Origin of the sequence: Streptomyces sp. CB02009, from assembly GCF_001905825.1 — a bacterium.
Classification (GTDB): Bacteria; Actinomycetota; Actinomycetes; order Streptomycetales; family Streptomycetaceae; genus Streptomyces.
Genome location: NZ_LIVV01000005.1, coordinates 719237 through 736018 on the forward strand (window position 1 = coordinate 719237; position 16782 = coordinate 736018).

The following is a 16782-nucleotide window of genomic DNA, read 5'->3' on the forward strand; positions in this document are numbered from 1 at the left end:
CGAGGGTGGGTCCCGGGGCGTCGTGGGCGCGGACGAGGGCAGCGGTCGCGGCCCCCGCGGCGCGGGGCCCGCGCGGTCTGGGGGCGGGGCGGGGAGGTCCCGGGACTGCAGGGGCGGGGGCAGGGCGGGGAGACCCCGGGACTGCAGGGGCGGGGGCGCGGCGGGGAGGTCCCGGGGCAGCGGGGGCAGGACGGGGAGACCCCGGGGCTGCGGGGGCAGGGCGGGGAGGCCCCGGGGCTGCAAGGGCGGGGGCGGGACGCGGAGGTCCCGGAGGCTCAGGCCGCACAGCCGGCGGGGATGCGCATGCCCTGGACCACCTCCGTCCACAGTTCGTGGACCGCCAGGGCCCAGAGCGCCTGGGCGTCGTGGTGCGAGGGCCGTTCCCGATGGCGGGTCAGGAGCTTCTGCACGCGGTCCGCGCGGACCTTGCCGCCGAGGACCAGGCGGGCCGGGGACAGCAGCTCCCTGACCGTGTCGAGGAGCGGGCCGCCCGGTGCGAGCATCGCCGAGAGCGGCAGGGTGAACGGCTGCTTGGGGCGGCGCAGGACCGCCGAGGGGAGCAGCTCCGCCCCCGCCTCGTACAGCGCCCGCTTCCCCGTCCGCGCCGCCGTCGGCAGCCCGCGCGCGTGCGTCACCACCGCGGGCTGGCAGAACGGCATCCGTGCCTCGACCGCCCAGGCCATCGACAGATGGTCCACGCGCCGCAGGTGGTACGCGGGCAGCCGCCAGCGCGTCTCGAAGGCCGTCATCGCGGTGAGCCGGTCCTCGCCGACCGCTTCCGCCGAGCGCAGTTCCTGCTCGATGCGGTCGGCCGCGGACCCCTGATCGGCGATGTGGGCCCGGTAGTCGGCGGTGTAGAGGTGCTCGCGGAGCAGCCTCGGCGCCGCCGAGAGGGCGTCCGCGTACGTCCCCGCCCAGTCCGTGCCCGCCGGCGCCGCGAGTGCGGCGCGCATCCGGTCGTACCCGCCGAAGAGCTCGTCGGCGCCGTCGCCGGTGAGCGCGACGGTGAAGCCGCTCTCGCGGACGGCGCGGAACAGCGCGTACGTGGAGAGGGCGATGGGGTCGGCGTTGGGCTGGCCGAGGTGGCGGACGGTCCGGGTGAGGAGGGAGCCGATCTCGTCGGGGTCGACGGCGACCTCGTGGTGCACGGTCCGGGTCCGGCGCGCGACGGAACGGGCGTACGCCGACTCGGAGTCGGGCCACCGTCCCCGGTAGGTGAGGTGGAAGGTGTGCAGGGGCGGGGCGTCGGTCTCGCGGGCGTGTTCGGCGGCGAGCGCGGTGACGAGCCCGGAGTCGAGGCCGCCGCTGGTGATGGCGCAGACGGGCACGTCGGCCTCGGCGAGCCGCCGCACCTCGTGCCGCAGGACGTCCTGGGTGTCGCCGACGGGTGCGGTCCGGTACGGCCCCCGGCGGCGCACGACGGGCGCGGCGCCGGGCCGTACGAGGGCGGTGGCTCCGGGCGGCAGGACGCTGACGCCGTCGAGCGCGGTGTGCGTGGAGAAGGACGTGCGGGTGGCGAGGACGGTGTCGAGGGAGTCGTCGCGCGGGGAGATCCGTACCCCTTCGAAGGCGAGGAGCGCGGGGATCTCGGAGGCGAACCGGGTGGAGCCGTCGTACGGGTCGTGGTGGAGGTGGATCGGCTTCATGCCCATGTCGTCGACGGCGAGGACGAGTCGGGTGCTGCCGGGGCGCAGGTCGAGGACCGCGACGGCGAACATGCCGTCGAGGTGCTCGGCGAACGCGGGCCCGTACTCGGCGTAGAGCGCGGGCAGCAGGGTGCCGTCGCAGCGGTCGGGGAACCGGTGGCCGCGGGCGGCGAGGGTGCGGCGCAGCTCGGCGTGGTTGTAGATCTCGCCGTTGAGGACGGCGAGGACGCCGGGGAGGTGCGGCAGCCGGTAGGGCTGCTGTCCGGCGCAGGGGTCGGTGACGGCGAGCCGGTCGCAGCCGAGGGACCAGCCGGGTCCGGTGAGCACGGCGTGCTCGTCGGGTCCGCCGTGGCGTTGGCGGGCCGACACGGCGGCGAGTTGCGCCGGGTCGGGGCGGTCGGCGTGGGCCGCCGCTCCGGCGGCGAAGGAGCCGAGAATCCTGCACACAGCGGTCACCCTCCAAGCACGTCACTCACTCACCCAGTTGAACCAATGATTTGAATCTACCAAGTTTTTGAATGGCGCGTAAGTGCCATGTCCTGTTCACGCCACGGCTTGGCCTTGCGACGCCCCCGCCGCCCCAACAGGCTGACCTCATGAGGGACATGGAGGACTACGACCACGCCGCCCGCACCGCGCCCGAATCGCTGCTCGTCGTGGCCGCGCACCCCGACGACATCGAGTTCTGCGTCAGCGGCACCGTCATGCAGTGGATCGAGCGCGGCACCCGCGTCACGTACTGCATCGTCACGGACGGCGGCGCAGGCGGTTACGACGACAGGCTCCCCCGCCAGGCGATGGCGGACCTGCGCCGCGCCGAGCAGGTCCACTCCGCCAAGCTCAGCGGCGTCGCGGACGTCCGCTTCCTCGGCTACCCCGACAGCTTCGTGGAGGCCTCCGTGGAACTCCGCCGCGACCTGTGCCGGGTGATCCGGGAGGTACGGCCCCAGCGCGCGATCGTCCCCTCCCCCGAGATCAACTGGGCGCGGGTCGCCGACCTCCACCCCGACCACCGCGCCGTCGGCGACGCCTGCCTGCGGGCGGTCTACCCCGAGGCCCGCAACCCCTTCGCCCACCCCTCGCTGCTCAAGGACGAGGGCCTCGAACCGTGGATCGTCCACGAGCTGTGGCTGATGACCGGCCCCACCCCGAACCAGTACGTGGACGTCACCCCGGTCTTCGAGCGCAAGGTCGAGGCGCTGCGCATCCACACCTCCCAGACGGCCCACTTCGACGACCTCGCGGGCCTCCTGCGCACCTGGCTCGGCGAACACGCGCGGGCGGGCGGACTGCCCCCGGGGCGGATGGCGGAGGCGTTCCAGATCGTGCGCATCGACTGAGCGACACCCTTGCCGCCGCGCCGGACGCGTGCGAGCGTGAGTGCACGTGACGGCGTGAAGCCTCAACGTGCCGCACCCTGAGGGGAGTTCACGCCATGGGGTACGACGTCCCGGAGCTGTGCCGGACCCTGGTCGACGAGCTCCTCGTGCAGCCGGAAGCCGACCAGGAGCCCTACTACGCGGCGCCGGGCCGCCTCCACTGACGGGGGAACCGGTTCCTCCGCCCGACCTGCGGGTACGTGGCGTACATGTCAAAGGGTTGGCGTTGGTTCCTCCTTGCCGTCCTCGCCGTCTGGACGGTCCTCGCGCTCCAGTGGACGGACCTCGGCTGCGACTACCCGGAGGCGTACCTCGCGGTGCTGCGCTTCGGAACCCCGGAAGGCCTGGAGTTCCTGCCGGCCTGCGCCGGTTAGGGCCGCGCGCACGCGTACCCGCATCGCCCGCGCACCCGCCCCGGAACACCCCTACGATCGGGGTATGACCTCTCGCCACGGTCCGTCGCTGTCGCTCTGGTCGCGGGACTCGTTCCTGTCCGTCGCCTCGTCCGGATCCATGCTCTCGATCGGGTCGGTCGGATCGTTCCTGTCCATCGGCTCCGTAGGGTCGTTCCTGTCCGTGGGCTCCGTCGGCTCCGCGATGTCGGCCGTCTCCGTCGGCTCCTGGGCGAGCGCCGGCTCCCTGCTCTCCGCCCAGTCGTGCTGGTCGGTGCTCTCCTGGCGCTCGCGCGGCGGCGTGCTCACGGCCGGCGCGGCCCTGGCGGTCGCCGCCACGGTCGCGGGAGCGGTGGCCGTGTCGGCACCGAAGCGGCCGTCCGGCAGTCGGCGCTGAGCCGCTCCCGCCGCCCTCGCGCGCCCGCTCAGGAGCGCGCCACGAGCCGTACCGCCAGGACGACGATCAGCGTGCTCGACGCGAGCACGGTCGTCAGCCGGCCGCGGGCTCCCGTCAGGGTCCGGCCGAGCAGCGTCCCGCCCAGGCCGAGGAACAACTGCCAGCTCGCCGACGCCAGCAGCGCCGCGAGGACGAAGGCCGTCCGGTCGGGGAGGGTCGCGGGCGCCGAGGGGCCCGTCGCGAGGATGAGCGCGGCGAAGTAGATCACCGTCATCGGGTTGAGGATCGTGATCCCCAGGAAGGTGAGGTACGCCCGGGCCGGGCCGAGAGCCGTCCCGTCGTCGCGGGAGGCGAGCCCGCCCGTCCGGTACACGGAGAGGGCCGTGTACGCCGCCCGTACCGCGAGCACCACGAGCAGCGCCGCCGACGCCCACCGCAGCGGGCTCATCACGGGCGTCAGCAGCGGGACGAGCGCCGAGCCGCCCGCCACCGCGAGCACGGCGTACACACCGTCCGCCGTGGCGACCCCGAGCGCCGCGCCCACGCCCGTACGCCAGCCGGTACGGGCCGTCACGGCCACCAGGTACGCCCCGACCGCGCCGACCGGGATCGCGATCCCGTAGCCGGCGAGCAGGCCGGCCACCACCGCGGCGGTCACGCGACGGCGGGGATCGCGCCTCCGGGGGAGCCGGGCTGCTGCTGTCGGCGGTACGCCGAGCCGTCCTTGCTGCGGGCCAGGAAGCCGCCGACCACGAGATACCGCCGCAGTGCGGAGAAGTCCTCGTGGACGGTGAGCAGGGCCTGGTTGACCTCGGGCTCGCGGTAGTCCCGGTCGGGAGCGAAGAGGCTCTCGGCGAGGTGCGCGAGGAGGGCCTCGCGGCGGGCCGGCCTGCGCGGGATCGCCTTGAGGCGCCCGTCGGCGGCGAACAGGTCCGCGACCGGGCGGGCGGGACGGGCCGTGCCGGAAGGGCGGGAGGGATGAGTGGTCATGGCGGAGAAGCCTGACGGCCACCGGGCCGCCCCGCAAAGGGTTTTCGTGCCTCCCGGGCCGGTCAGGTCACTTCAGCATGACGTTCACGGCCTGCTGCACCGACGGCAGGATCGTCCGGACTCCGGCCTGTTCGAAGATCGGCCGGGCCTTCTCCACGAAGGCGAGGAAGGCGTCCTCGGACTCCCAGAAGTCCACGACCCGCCATCCCCCGGTCCCGTCGGGCCCGGCGGCGTGCGCGAGGAACCCCTCCACCGGAAACCAGTCGGCGGCCTCCAGGAGCCGGATGGTCTCCTCGTACTGCTCCTGCGTGCCGCCGGGCATCTCGACGGTGACGATGACAGCCATGCCGCTGCTCCTGTACGTGGGGGATCCGGGCGCGGGTGCGGGGAATCCCGACCAGCACACCAGCGGCCGGCCCACCGCGCACGGCAGCACACCCCGAACGAGCGACGCCGAGGGCCGGGACCGTCAGCCGGCGGGGAGGATCTCGACGCCCCCCGCCGCCAGCTTCTCGATCATCGGGTCGTGGGGGTCCGCGTCGGTGATCAGCCCGCTGATCCCACCCCACGGCAGAACCCGGAAGCGCGAGGCGGTGCCGACCTTCTCGGAGGACGCGAGGACGTAGGTGTCCGCGGCTCGCGCCGCGAGGGCGCGCTTCATGGCGGCCTCCTCAGCGTCGCCTGCGGTCAGCCCCGCGTCGGGGTGCACGCCGGTGACGCCGAGGAGGCAGAGGTCGGCGGAGACGTTCTGCGCGGCCTCGACGGCGGCGGCGCCGCAGGCGACAGCCGAGTGCTTGAAGACGCGGCCGCCGATGAGGAAGACCTCCGCCCCCGGGTGGTCGATCAGCGCGGCGGCGATCGTCGGGCTGTGGGTGATCACGGTGCAGTCCAGGTCCCGCGGGAGGGCGTGGACGACGGCGAGCGCGGTGGTGCCACCGTCGAGGATCACCGCGCCGCCCGGCCGTACGAGACCGGCGGCCAGCGCGGCGACCTTCCGCTTGCCGTCGGGGGCGACGGACTTCCGGGACCGGTAGTCCACCGCGGCCGGCGAGACGGGCAGCGCCCCGCCGTACACCCGCTGGCACAGCCCCTCGCCCGCGAGATCGCGCAGGTCGCGGCGGACGCTGTCCTCGGAGATCCCCAGTCCGGCGGCGACCTCCTTGGCGACGACCTTGCCCTCACGGGCGAGCAGTTCCAGCAGGTGGTCACGCCGCTCGGCAGCCAGCATCCGCATTCTCTCCTGTTCTTGCACGTTTCTGCATGTATCGTAGCGCGGCATGGATGATCAGCGCACGCCCGACGACGCCGAGCCCGTGCACACGCCCACGCCCGGTGTCGATGCCCCCGACCACCGGGGCCGGACTGGGCTCGACCGTGCCGGACGCGACCTCGACCGGAACCCCGGAGTAGTGATCCGCGACGTCGAGCTCACCTCCCGGGGCTGGCACGTCCTGCGGCGGACCACCTTCGACTACCGCCGTCACGACGGGCGTTGGGTCACCGAGCAGCGCGAGACGTACGACCGGGGGAACGGCGCCGTCGTCCTGCCGTACGACACCGAACGCCGCACCGTCCTGCTCACCCGGCAGTTCCGCTACCCGGCCTACGTCAACGACCACCCCGACGGCATGCTCGTCGAAGCGGCGGCGGGGCTGCTCGATGCCGACGACCCGCTGACCGCGGTCCGCCGCGAGAGCGCCGAGGAACTCGGCGTCACCCTCGGCCCCCTCACCCATGTCCTCGACGCGTACATGAGCCCCGGGTCCGTCACCGAGCGCCTCCACTTCTTCGCCGCCCCCTACACCCCGGCCGACCGGACCGGGAGCGGCGGCGGCCTGGAGGAGGACGGCGAGGACATCGAGGTCCTCGAGCTGCCCTTCACCGACGCCCTCGCAATGACCCGCGACGGCCGGATCGCCGACGGCAAGACCATCCTGCTGCTGCAGTGGGCGGCGCTGGACGGGCCGTTCGCCACCGCCTGAACCACCCGCTACGAGACAGGCGTGGGGTGGGGTGAGGTGGAGTCAGTCGGCGAGCGCCGCGCCGACCACCTGCCGGATGTACGGGAGAGGGCTGGCTGCCCCGGTCGAGTTCAGCGAGTACGCGACACGGTGCCGGAGGTCCTTGGTGGCAAGAAGCCGTTGTCCCATCCCGGCCGGGAGCCCGTCTTGCCCCAGACGACCTCCTGGTTCTCGAGCCGGTAGCCCATGAGGCCGCCGACGCTGTAGCAGGCGGGCCCGCCGAAGCAGTTCTTGTTGTCGGCGGCGCTCTTCACCGGCGGCACGTCGAAGACCAGCTTCTGCTGGGCGGGCGGGAGCAGGCGGCCACGGAACAGCGCGGTGAAGAACCGGTCCAGGTCGGCCGCGGTGGAGATCATGCCGCCCTCGGCCCACGGGTAGGGGCTCTGCTCCGTGACGTCGTGCCCGGCGACGTACACCGTCGCGTGGGGCGACGGGATGCCCAGGTCGTCGGCGGCCGGCAGGCTGGTGTGGCGGAGGTGGAGCGGCCGGATGATCCGCTGCTCCAGCTCGTCCGTGAAGGAACGGCCGGTGACCTTCTCCACGAGCAGGGCGAGGACGACGGAGTTGAGCCCGTTGTACTGCTGCTCGGAGCCGGGCTCGGGAGGCGTCCGGTGCGCGGCCGCCGCCGCGGCGAACGACTCGCGCAGCGACTCCTCGGGTGTCACGGAGCCGAACTGCCATCCGGGCCCGTCCTCGGGCCCCGGGGTCGGGGCGGGCGCGGGCAGCCCACTCGTGTGATCCAGGAGCTGGCGGACGGTGACCCGGTCGTACGCCTCGGGGAGCAGCTCCGGGACATAGCGGCGCGCGGCGGCGTCGAGTGCGATCCGCCGCTCGGCGACGAGCTGGAGCACGACGGTGTGGGTGAACGTCTTGGTGACACTGCCGATCCGAAAGTGCGCGTCGGCGGTGACCGGGCCGACGGCGGCCCCCGTTCCGTCCCGCCTGACGAGCGCACCCGCGACGACGGCGTCGGGCATGCGGCCCATGACCTCGCGGAGGGCGGGGTTGAGGGCGGTGGTGCGCTGCGGCGCCGTCGCAGGGGCACGGGTGGCGTGTGCCACTCCGAGGTCCGGCTGGGCGACGGCGGAGCCCGCGGTGACGGCCGCGACTGCGGCGACCACGGCGAGGCCGGTGGTGGTGAGGCGAAGGCGCACGGGGTGCTCCGGAGCGTTGGAGAGGAGTCGTTCGGACACCCCCGACTCTGGTGCGCGCAGGGCTCTCAGCCCATCGGTGATCACCCCGGACGGTCCCCGACCGGACCCTGACCCAACCCGGCCGAACCCCTGATCGCGATCTCGGGGTCGTGACCGGCGTCACATCCCGCTCCTGTCAGCAATCGGTGGGCCGTCTCGTTCAAGGGGCGCCCGAACGAGACAGGAGCATCGCCATGAAGCACCGCATCGTCGTACTCGGCGCCGGATACGCCGGGGCCTACGCCGCCGGAAACCTGGCGCGCCGGCTCTCCCCCGCCGACACCGAGATCACCGTCGTCAACGCCGCCCCCGACTTCGTCGAGCGGATGCGGCTCCACCAGCTCGCCGGCGGCCGGGACCTCGCGGTCCGCTCGCTCGCCGACGTGTTCGCGGGCACCGGGGTGCGGCTGCGCCTCGGCCGGGTCACCGGCATCGACCCGGAGCGCAGGACCGTCACCGTCACGACCGGCGAGGACGCCGGCGACACCGGGACCCTCCGTGCCGTGGGCGACGCCCGAACCGACGAGCTCGCGTACGACACCCTGCTCTACGCCCTCGGCAGCACCGCGGCCCACCACGGTGTCCCCGGCGCGGCCGAGCACGCCTTCGACGTGGCCGGACGCTCCTCCGCGCTGCGGCTGCGCGAGCGCCTCGCCGCCCTCGGCGCGGGCGGCACCGTCCTGGTCGTCGGCGAGGGGCTGACCGGGATCGAGACCGCCACCGAACTCGCCGAGTCGCGGCCCGACCTCACCGTCGCCCTCGCCGCCCGCGGCGAGCTGGGCGCCTGGCTCTCCCCGAAGGCCCGCCTGCACCTGCGCAGGGCCTTCGACCGGCTCGGCATCACCGTCCACGAGCACACCGACGTCCAGGCCGTCGAGCCGACCCGGGCGGTCACCGCCGGCGGTACGCCCCTCCCGGCGGACGTGATCGTGTGGTCCGCCGGGTTCGCCGCGCACCCCCTCGCGGCCGCCGCCGGCCTGGAGGTCGCCGAGTCCGGCCGGATCCTCGTCGACCGCACCATGCGCTCGGTCTCGCACCCGGACGTCTACGCCGCCGGTGACTCCGTCCACGCGATCGGCGACAACGGCCTGCCCCTGCCGATGTCCTGCGCCTCGGCCGGTTTCACCACCATGCAGGCGACCGGCGCGATCATCGCGCGCCTGACGGGCGGCGAGGTCCCGACCACCGAACTGAAGTACCACGGCAACCACATCAGCCTCGGACGGCGGGACGCCATCTTCCAGATGGTGGACGAGGCCGTCCGGTCGAAGTCCTGGTACCTGGGCGGCCGGACCGCCGCGCGACTCAAGGCCGGTGTGCTCGTGGGCGCCGGGTGGAGCATCGCCCACCCGACCTCCGGCCTGCCGAAGCGCAGGCGCCGCCTGACCGCCGAGCGGACGCCCGCCCGGACCGGTCAGAGGGTCGCCTCCTAGGCGGTAGACGCCCCCTAGGGTGATCGGCATGGACAGCATCGCCGTCGAACGCTTCGAGGCCGGCCGTGGCCGGCTGGCCTCGCTCGCGTACCGCCTGCTCGGCTCGGCCGCCGACGCCGAGGACGCCGTACAGGACACGTTCCTGCGCTGGCAGGCCGCGGACCGCGAACGGGTCGACGTCCCGGAGGCATGGCTGACCAAGGTCCTCACCAACCTCTGCCTCGACCGGCTCCGTTCGGCGCACGCGCGCCACGAGCGCACGGCCGGCGCCTGGCTGCCCGAGCCGCTGCTCGAAGGCGACCCGATGCTCGGCCCCGCCGACACCTTCGACCAGCGCGAATCGGTGTCGCTGGCCGTACTGACCCTCCTGGAGCACCTCTCGCCGGTCGAGCGGGCCGTCTACGTCCTGCGCGAGGCCTTCTCGTACGGCCACACCGAGATCGCCGGCATCCTCGACATCACCGAGTCGGCGAGTCAGCAGCACCTCCACCGGGCCCGGACCCGGGTCACCGCCGAGCGCCGCCGCGGCGGCGTCCGGGCAGACCCCGCGTCCGCGCGCCGGGTCGTCGAGGAGTTCCTGGCCGCCGCCGTGTCGGGCCGCACCGAACGGCTGGTGGCCCTGCTCACCGACGACGTGACGGCGGTCTCGGACGGCGCCGGACTGGCCAGGCGGCTGCTGCGGGTCACGACACGCGAGCGGGTCGCCTCCTTCGTGCGGGCCGGTTTCCGGTCCACGCCGGCGAAGCGGCGGCTGGCCGGCGGTACGCCCGCGCTCCACATCGCGACGGTCAACGGCGCCCCCGCCGTCCTCGCCGTGATCGAAGGCCGGGTCGTGGGCGCCGTGGCGTTCGCGGTCGCCGACGGCAGGGTCGCGTCCCTGCACGGCGTCGCGACCGCGGACCGCCTCACGCGGCTCGACGAGGCCTGGCGGCGGCAGGACGATCCGGAGCCGGCGGTGATCGAGGCGTGGTGAGCCGAGCGCCGGGGCGCCGGAGCAGCGCGCACGCACCACCGACGCGCCGGACCGCCGGGGCACGCTCCAGAACCGCCCTAGGCGTCCGCGTCGCGCTTCCAGTCCTGGACGAGGAGTCCGAGGACGACCTCGTCGAGGAACTCGCCCATCACCCAGGCCGAGGAGCGCAGCACGCCCTCGCGGACGAAGCCGTTGCTCTCGGCGGAGCGGAGCATCGCGGTGTTGTCCGCCAGCGTCTCGATCTGCAGCCGCTGGAGGCTGCGGACGACGAAGCCGTAGTGGCACAGCGTCGCGACCACGTCCGTGCCGTAGCCCTTGCCCCGGGCGGACGGCAGCAGCCCCAGCCCGATGTGCGCGACCCGGTTGTGGGTGTCGATGCCCCACAGGTTCGCGGTGCCGATCAGGGTGCCGCCCTCCAACTCGACGACGGAGAAGGGGACATGCCCCTCCGCGGTGTCGTCCACGACGAGCCGCCGGTCGTTCGAACCGGGCGAGACCGGCCGCCAGGGCCCCGCTTCGGCGCGCGACGCGTTCACCACGTCGTCGTAGAGCTCGGTCCGCAGGACCGGGATGTCTTCCTCGTGGCGAGCCCTCAGCCCGACCCTCGTACCCCTCAGCATGCACGTTTCCTATCCGAGCCACCTGGCCGGCGGCAAGCCGATAATGACCTCACCACCACGGTGATCACGGTTGTACGGTCGTTCCCATGGCTACGACGACACTGCTGATACCCACCCCCGACGGCCAGGCCGACGCCTTAGCCGCCTTCCCCGACGACGGCCGGCGGCATCCGGGCGTACTCCTCTACATGGACGTGTTCGGACCCCGGCCACGGCTGGAGGAGATGGCGCGCGAGCTCGCCGGGCACGGGTACTTCGTGCTCGTGCCCCACATCTTCTACCGGGAGGGCGCGGCACCCCTCCTCGAACTCCCCGAGCACATCGGGGAGGAGGAGCGGCCCGCGCTCTTCGAGCAGGTCATGCCGTTCTACCTGGCGCACACCGACGAGCGCGTCCTGACCGACGCCGACGCCTACCTCGCGTACCTCGCCGAGCGGCCCGAGGTCGCCGACGGGCCCGTCGGCGTCGTCGGGTACTGCCTGGGCGGCGTCCTGGCGCTGCGTACCGCCGCCGCCCGCCCCGACCGGGTCGCCGCCGTCGCCGGTTTCCATCCCGGCGCCCTGCTCACGGACGAGGCCGACAGCCCGCACCTGCTCGCCCCTAAGGTCACCGCGGAGGTCCACTTCGGAATCGCCGAGGGCGACATGACGCCCGAGGAGTTCGGCCGCCTCAACGAGGCGCTGGAAGCCGCAGGCGTCCGCCACGGCAACGAGATCTACCCCGGCACCCAGCACGGCTTCACCATGGCCGACACGAGCGCCTACAGCCCGGAGGGGACGCGGCGCCACTGGGACCGCCTGCTGCCCCTCCTGGCCCGCACCCTCACGCACTGACGACGGGCCCCCGGCCGCCTCGCGGTCCGACCGGACCCCCGGCCGACTCGCGGTCCGGCGGCACGTCTACTGCCCCAGCCGGTACCTGATCTTCTTGACCAGTTCGGTCAGGTCCGGCTGCCGCAGCAGGCTGTAGTGGTCCGCGTCCAGTTCCACCACCGTCGGCGGGTGCGCCGACCAGCCCTCCGCGTCCTCCAGGAACGAGTAGTCGTCGCCCGCCGCCTTGAACAGCGTGACCGGGCACGACACCTGGCGCTCCGCCAGCTCGCGGAAGGTGTACGTGAACTCGAACGTCTCCTCCACGATCGCCACGATCCGGCCGATCAGCTCCGGGTCCAGGGCAGGGAAGTCGGCCGCGACCCGCCGCACGAAGTCCTCGCGGCCGTCCGCCTCCACCGTCGGGTCGATCGCGCCCGCGAACACCGAGTACAGGATCGTCACGAACGCCGGGTTCGCGTAGTCCGCTCCGCCCGTCTCCGACGAGCGGACCTTCGGCGACCCCGGTGCGATCAGGAACAGGTTCTCCACCTGCTGACCCGCCGCCTCCAGGAGATGCGCCGACTCGAAGGCGACCCTCGCGCCGAACGAGTAGCCCCACAGCGTGTACGGGCCGGCCGGCTGGCGGCGCCGTATCGCCGCCACGTCCGCCGCCGCCATCTGGCGGATCGTCGCGTACGGCTCCTCGCCCCGGTTGATGCCGTACGCCTGCACCCCGTGGAACGGGCGGTCGATGCCGATCTCCTCCGCCAGGTGCCGCAGGTTCATCGTGTAGCCGCCCAGGCCCGGCCAGCAGTAGACCGGCGGCCGCGTGCCCGCCGCGTGGAGCCGGACCAGCCGGGAGGCGGGGGTCGCGGCCGCGCCGTCCACCTGATGGGCGAGCTTCTCGATCGTGGGCCGGTCGAAGAGGATCTGCAGCGGCAGCCCGGAGCCGAACGCGCGGTTGATCCTCGTCACCAGCGCCACGGCGATCAGGGAGTTGCCGCCCGACTCGAAGAAGTCGTCCAGGACCGAGACCGCGTCCACGTCCTCGTACTTCAGCGCCGCCGCCCAGATCTCCGCGATGCGGCCCTCCGTGCGGGTGCGCGGCCGGACGTGGGGGCGGCCGTGCAGACCGGCGTTGACCACGGCCAGGTCGGCCAGCGCCTTCGTGTCCACCTTGCCGTTCGCCGACAGCGGCAGCCGGTCCAGGACGACCACCCGGTTCGGGATCATGTAGTCCGGCAGGTGGCGGGTCAGATCGTCGCGGATCATCTCCGCCGGGCCCTTCATGTGCACGGTGTCCTCGTGCATGCCCTCGCTCCGCAGCTGCTCCTCGCTGACCCGGCCGCCGACGGCGAAGTACGAGGGACCGGTCGGGCGGCCCGCCGCCGTCAGGATCTCGTCCGCCCGGCGGGCCGCGGGCAGCGGGTGGCCGGACTTCGAGCTGTAGCCGGAGGACATGAAACCGAGCCCGTGGGAGCCGAGTTGGAGCCGCTGGAGGGTCCGGCCCAGGTCGACGTACGCACGGTCGGAGCGGGGCGTCGCGCTGACCACCGTGATGCCGAACCGGGCCCGCTCGTACACCGCCTGGTTGATCGCGATCACATGCCGCCGCTCCACCAGCGCGGCGGAGACCGGCCGCAGATCGCCGTCCTCGTAGGCGTACTGGGCCTGGGGCAGGCCCGTCACCCCGTCTCCATGCGCCTGGACGTAGACGTCGGTCCCCGGGGGCGTACGCGACTCCTCGTCGTACGGGACCACCTCCCAGGTGCCGTCCTCGCACGGCCGCACATCCAGGCCGTGCCCCGGCAGGATCTCCTCGAACAGGCCCACCATGTGACCCGTCTCGATCTCCAGGACCTCCTGGATGTTGTTCCGGTAGACCGGTTCGATCGCCGAACGCCGGCCCCGGAATCCCAGCCGGAGGACCGGGTCTCCCCCGCTCCCGGGCGTCCCCGCGTCCATCAGGTACAGCTGGTGGCGGACCGGGTGGTAGTAGTACGTGCCCGGTTCCAGGCCCGCGATGCCGCGCAGCTCCACGTACAGCTGGGTCGCGTACAGCGCGCCCGGTGACGCGTAGCCGTACTTCGGGAGCAGCCGCTCCTCGCTCGTGAACTGCCCGAACCAGCGCAGGATCTCGCCCAGGTCCGCCGCCGTCAGACTGCCGACCGCCCGCGAACCGATGCCCTCAGGGCGGCGGGCCAGCACCGCCAGGACGTCCGCGCGGGTGACCTCCCCGCCCTCGTAGAAGCGGTACGTCTTCCGGGCGAAGACCGTGCGGCGCATCCGGTCCGTGGGAGTGCCGCCCGGGAGCACGACGACGGGGCGGCCCGCCAGGTCGGCGTCGGGGCGGGTGCCGGCGTTCGACAGCTGCGCCTTGACCTGGAGCTTCGACTCCTTGGACTGGTGGTGGGCGCCGTGGTTGCCCTGGTCCATCAGGGCCGCCTCCTTGGGCGACAGCTCGACGCAGGCGACGAGGTTCTGGAAACCCGTGCGCGGCTCGTCCTTCACGATGACCGCCGCGTTCTTCACCCAGTCGTGGTTCGCGATCGCCAGCGCGATCTCGTCCAGCTCGACACGGAAGCCGCGCAGCTTGATCTGGTTGTCTGCGCGGCCGGCGAACTGGACGGTGCCGTCCTCGTTCCAGTGGGCCAGGTCGCCCGTGCGGTAGAGGCGCTCGCCGCCGTCGGTGGTGAGGAAGCGCTCCGCCGTGAGTTCGGGGCGGTCCAGGTACCCCCGCGCCACCTGCACCCCTCCTATGCACAGCTCGCCGTCGCGTATGTGGAAGGTCGTGTCGTACGCCGGTCTGCCGATCGGTATCGCGTCGGGGGCGGCCGGATCGGCGACGGCGGCGCGGTCGACCGTGTGCGACGAGGCGTTGATCGTGCACTCGGTGGGGCCGTAGAGGTTGATCAGCTCGGCGGCCGGCAACTCGGCGAGGAGCTGCGCCGCCAGGTTGCGGGAGAGGATCTCACCGCCCGAGTACACCCGGCGCAGGGTGGTGCACGAGCCGAGACGCTCGGTGTCCACGAGGGCCTGCAGGAGGGTCGGGACGCCCTGCAGCATCGTCGCGCCATGGCGGCGGACGGTGTCGACCAGCGCCTCCGGGTCGCGGTGGACACCCGGGGGGCCCACGGCGACGCGGGCGCCGACCGCCGGGGCGAGGATCTCCCACTGGGCCGCGTCGAAGCTCATCGGCGTCTTCTGCAGGACGACCGCGCCCGGGGCGAGCCGGTGCTCCGCCGCCATCCACCGCATCTGCGCGGCGATCGAGCGGTGCTCGACCATGACGCCCTTCGGCCGGCCCGTGGAGCCCGAGGTGTAGATGACGTACGCGAGGTCCGTCTCCCGGATGTCGTACGGCTCCGGCTCCTCGCCCGCGGTCCGCCAGGCGTGCCGGACGGCGTCGGCGAGGGTGACGACCGTCGTACCGGGCGGGGCGAGGTCGGTGACGCGGGCGCGGAGGTGCTCCTGGGTGACGACGATGCGGGCGGAGCTGTCCTCGATCATGTAGCGGACGCGTTCTTCGGGGTACTCGGGGGAGAGCGGGACGTAGGCGGCGCCGGAGCAGACGGTGCCCCAGGTCGCCGTGACCAGTTCGAGGGACGGGTCGGTGTGCACACCGACCCGGGTGTCCGCGGCCGCGCCCAGGAAGCGGAGGTACTGGGCCAGGACCAGGGCGCCCTCCGAGAGCTCCCGGAAGGTGAGGGTCTCGTGCTCGTGGGCCACGGCGGTGGCGTCGGGGCGGTGCAGGGTCTCGGCGTAGAGGAGCCGGTCGAGCGTGCGCATGATGATCCCTTCGGTATCGGGGCCCCGCGCCGCTGCCGTCGCGGGCACCTGTCCCACCCGTTGCGGGCAACCGCTCCGCCGGGGCGGCGCCCACCCGCCCGTTGTGTGCGGGCCCGGGTTCCGCCGGGGCAGTACCCGCCCGCCCACCCACCCCGTTGTGGGCACGGGTTCCGCCGGAGCGGTGCCCGCCCACCCACCCCGTTGTGGGCAACTGTTCCGCTGGGGCGGAACGGGTGGGCACAACGGAACGGCGCCCGTTGCCGGGCCTAGGCTTCCGCGCCTGAACCCGCACCCCAGGTGCGGCGCTGTTGGGGTGCGGGCCAGGGCACGAGGGGCGGAGGCGCCGCCGAGGGCGCCGTCCCGTGTGCCCACCCGTCCCGCCCTGCGGGACGATTGCCCACACGGGGGTGGGCGAGGGTGCGGGCGCGGCGGGTGGCTGCGGCAAGGCGGGGGTGGGGTCAGCGGTAGATGAGGAGTTCTTGTTCCGTCGCGCCCGTCAGTTCGTAGCGCGTCCGCACCAGCGGACGACCCGCGTAGATCCGGATCAGCGTCGCCGCGTCGCCCCGGAAGGTGGCCGGTGGCCGGCCCTCCCTCTCGTTGCCCAGGGCCAGGGAGACCCGGGGCAGCGTGCCGTCCTCCAGGACTCCGACCAGGCGCGGGGTCTCGCGCGTGCGGCTCGTCACCGTCAGGAGCGGCAGCGCCAGCTCCAGCGCCTTGCCGCAGTACGCGCCGGGTTCGCCGAAGGCCTCCCGTACGTCGCCCGCGTGGACCCACTCGCCGAGCGCGACCGCGTCGAGCCGGCCGTCCTCGCGTGCGGCGATCACCGGGCCCGCCTCCGTCAGGCCGCGTTCGAGTTCGTCGAGGATGCGGCCCAGGGGCCAGTCCTCGCGTTCGGCGACGTCGCAGGCGTTCGCCTCGGGCAGGAACACGCCTTCCTCCAGGCGGTCCTCGACGATCCTGACCAGGGCCGCGCCGCAGTGGGCGAGGACCTGCCTCGCCGTCCATCCGGGGCACGCGGTGCGGAGCTCGTACGCCTCCTCGGGTGTCCGGCGCAAGAGGGGCATCAGCAGGTCCCGTTCCGTCCTGAGGAGGCGGTCGGGAAGCCACGGGTCGCGCCCGTCATCGTTCGTACACATC

16 protein-coding genes are annotated in these 16782 nt (G+C 73.5%); 7 read left to right on the plus strand and 9 right to left on the minus strand.

Annotated features, from left to right (window positions below; all coding sequences use genetic code 11):
- Positions 1–275 precede the first annotated feature (275 nt).
- Entirely contained in the window at positions 276–2093 is a 1818-nt protein-coding gene (gene asnB / locus AMK27_RS22890; RefSeq protein WP_073911434.1) for an asparagine synthase (glutamine-hydrolyzing), read from the minus strand.
- 149 nt (positions 2094–2242) lie between these two features.
- On the opposite strand from asnB, the gene AMK27_RS22895 reads away from it, so the two are divergent.
- The 3 genes from AMK27_RS22895 to AMK27_RS22900 all read left to right on the plus strand — a co-directional run bounded on the left by AMK27_RS22895 (position 2243) and on the right by AMK27_RS22900 (position 3814).
- Positions 2243–2986, plus strand: coding sequence for a PIG-L deacetylase family protein (locus AMK27_RS22895; RefSeq protein WP_231072817.1), 744 nt, complete (start codon positions 2243–2245; stop codon positions 2984–2986).
- A gap of 248 nt (positions 2987–3234) precedes the next feature.
- A complete protein-coding gene (locus tag AMK27_RS42740; RefSeq protein ID WP_158076929.1) occupies positions 3235–3399 on the plus strand; it encodes a hypothetical protein in 165 nt (54 codons plus the stop codon).
- Between the two features lie 64 nt (positions 3400–3463).
- On the plus strand, positions 3464–3814 hold the full coding sequence (locus AMK27_RS22900; RefSeq protein WP_073911440.1) for a hypothetical protein: 351 nt from the start codon (positions 3464–3466) through the stop codon (positions 3812–3814).
- 28 nt (positions 3815–3842) lie between these two features.
- On the opposite strand, the gene AMK27_RS22905 is transcribed toward AMK27_RS22900, so the two are convergent.
- From AMK27_RS22905 to AMK27_RS22920, 4 genes are all read right to left on the minus strand, one after another.
- Positions 3843–4472 carry a LysE family transporter gene (locus AMK27_RS22905; protein WP_073911442.1) on the minus strand — a complete coding sequence of 210 codons (630 nt, stop codon included), beginning with the start codon at positions 4470–4472 and terminating at the stop codon, positions 3843–3845.
- A complete protein-coding gene (locus tag AMK27_RS22910; RefSeq protein ID WP_073911445.1) occupies positions 4469–4804 on the minus strand; it encodes a DUF2087 domain-containing protein in 336 nt (111 codons plus the stop codon). The genes AMK27_RS22905 and AMK27_RS22910 overlap by 4 nt, the downstream gene beginning before the upstream one ends.
- Positions 4805–4871: 67 nt before the next feature.
- Positions 4872–5150, minus strand: a complete 279-nt coding sequence (locus AMK27_RS22915; RefSeq protein ID WP_073911448.1) for an antibiotic biosynthesis monooxygenase — start codon at positions 5148–5150, stop codon at positions 4872–4874.
- Between the two features lie 123 nt (positions 5151–5273).
- Positions 5274–6032: a DeoR/GlpR family DNA-binding transcription regulator gene (locus AMK27_RS22920; protein ID WP_073911923.1), complete on the minus strand. Its 759-nt coding sequence runs from the start codon at positions 6030–6032 to the stop codon at positions 5274–5276.
- A 49-nt stretch (positions 6033–6081) separates the two neighbouring features.
- Here AMK27_RS22920 and AMK27_RS22925 point away from each other — a divergent pair, with 49 nt between their 5' ends.
- The gene (locus AMK27_RS22925; protein ID WP_073911451.1) at positions 6082–6786 is read left to right on the plus strand and encodes an NUDIX domain-containing protein; all 705 of its coding nucleotides are present in this window, start codon (positions 6082–6084) and stop codon (positions 6784–6786) included.
- 110 nt (positions 6787–6896) lie between these two features.
- Here the strand turns inward: AMK27_RS22925 and AMK27_RS22930 are convergent, their stop codons facing one another.
- A complete protein-coding gene (locus AMK27_RS22930) occupies positions 6897–8018 on the minus strand; it encodes a serine hydrolase domain-containing protein (protein ID WP_241847580.1) in 1122 nt (373 codons plus the stop codon).
- Positions 8019–8212: 194 nt separating this feature from the next.
- Here AMK27_RS22930 and AMK27_RS22935 point away from each other — a divergent pair, with 194 nt between their 5' ends.
- Both AMK27_RS22935 and AMK27_RS22940 read left to right on the plus strand, forming a co-directional pair.
- On the plus strand, positions 8213–9451 hold the full coding sequence (locus AMK27_RS22935; protein ID WP_073911454.1) for an NAD(P)/FAD-dependent oxidoreductase: 1239 nt from the start codon (positions 8213–8215) through the stop codon (positions 9449–9451).
- Between the two features lie 28 nt (positions 9452–9479).
- Positions 9480–10424, plus strand: coding sequence for a sigma-70 family RNA polymerase sigma factor (locus AMK27_RS22940; protein ID WP_073911456.1), 945 nt, complete (start codon positions 9480–9482; stop codon positions 10422–10424).
- Positions 10425–10501: 77 nt separating this feature from the next.
- Here the strand turns inward: AMK27_RS22940 and AMK27_RS22945 are convergent, their stop codons facing one another.
- Positions 10502–11044 (minus strand): GNAT family N-acetyltransferase, encoded by a 543-nt coding sequence (locus tag AMK27_RS22945; RefSeq protein ID WP_073911459.1) that lies wholly within the window; start codon positions 11042–11044, stop codon positions 10502–10504.
- 86 nt (positions 11045–11130) lie between these two features.
- Between AMK27_RS22945 and AMK27_RS22950 the strand changes: the two genes are divergently transcribed.
- Entirely contained in the window at positions 11131–11877 is a 747-nt protein-coding gene (locus AMK27_RS22950; protein ID WP_073911461.1) for a dienelactone hydrolase family protein, read from the plus strand.
- Positions 11878–11943: 66 nt separating this feature from the next.
- Here the strand turns inward: AMK27_RS22950 and AMK27_RS22955 are convergent, their stop codons facing one another.
- Together AMK27_RS22955 and AMK27_RS22960 are read right to left on the minus strand one after the other, a co-directional pair.
- The gene (locus tag AMK27_RS22955) at positions 11944–15645 is read right to left on the minus strand and encodes an amino acid adenylation domain-containing protein (protein WP_073911464.1); all 3702 of its coding nucleotides are present in this window, start codon (positions 15643–15645) and stop codon (positions 11944–11946) included.
- A gap of 458 nt (positions 15646–16103) precedes the next feature.
- Positions 16104–16781, minus strand: a complete 678-nt coding sequence (locus tag AMK27_RS22960; RefSeq protein WP_073911926.1) for a maleylpyruvate isomerase family mycothiol-dependent enzyme — start codon at positions 16779–16781, stop codon at positions 16104–16106.
- Position 16782: the final 1 nt, after the last annotated feature.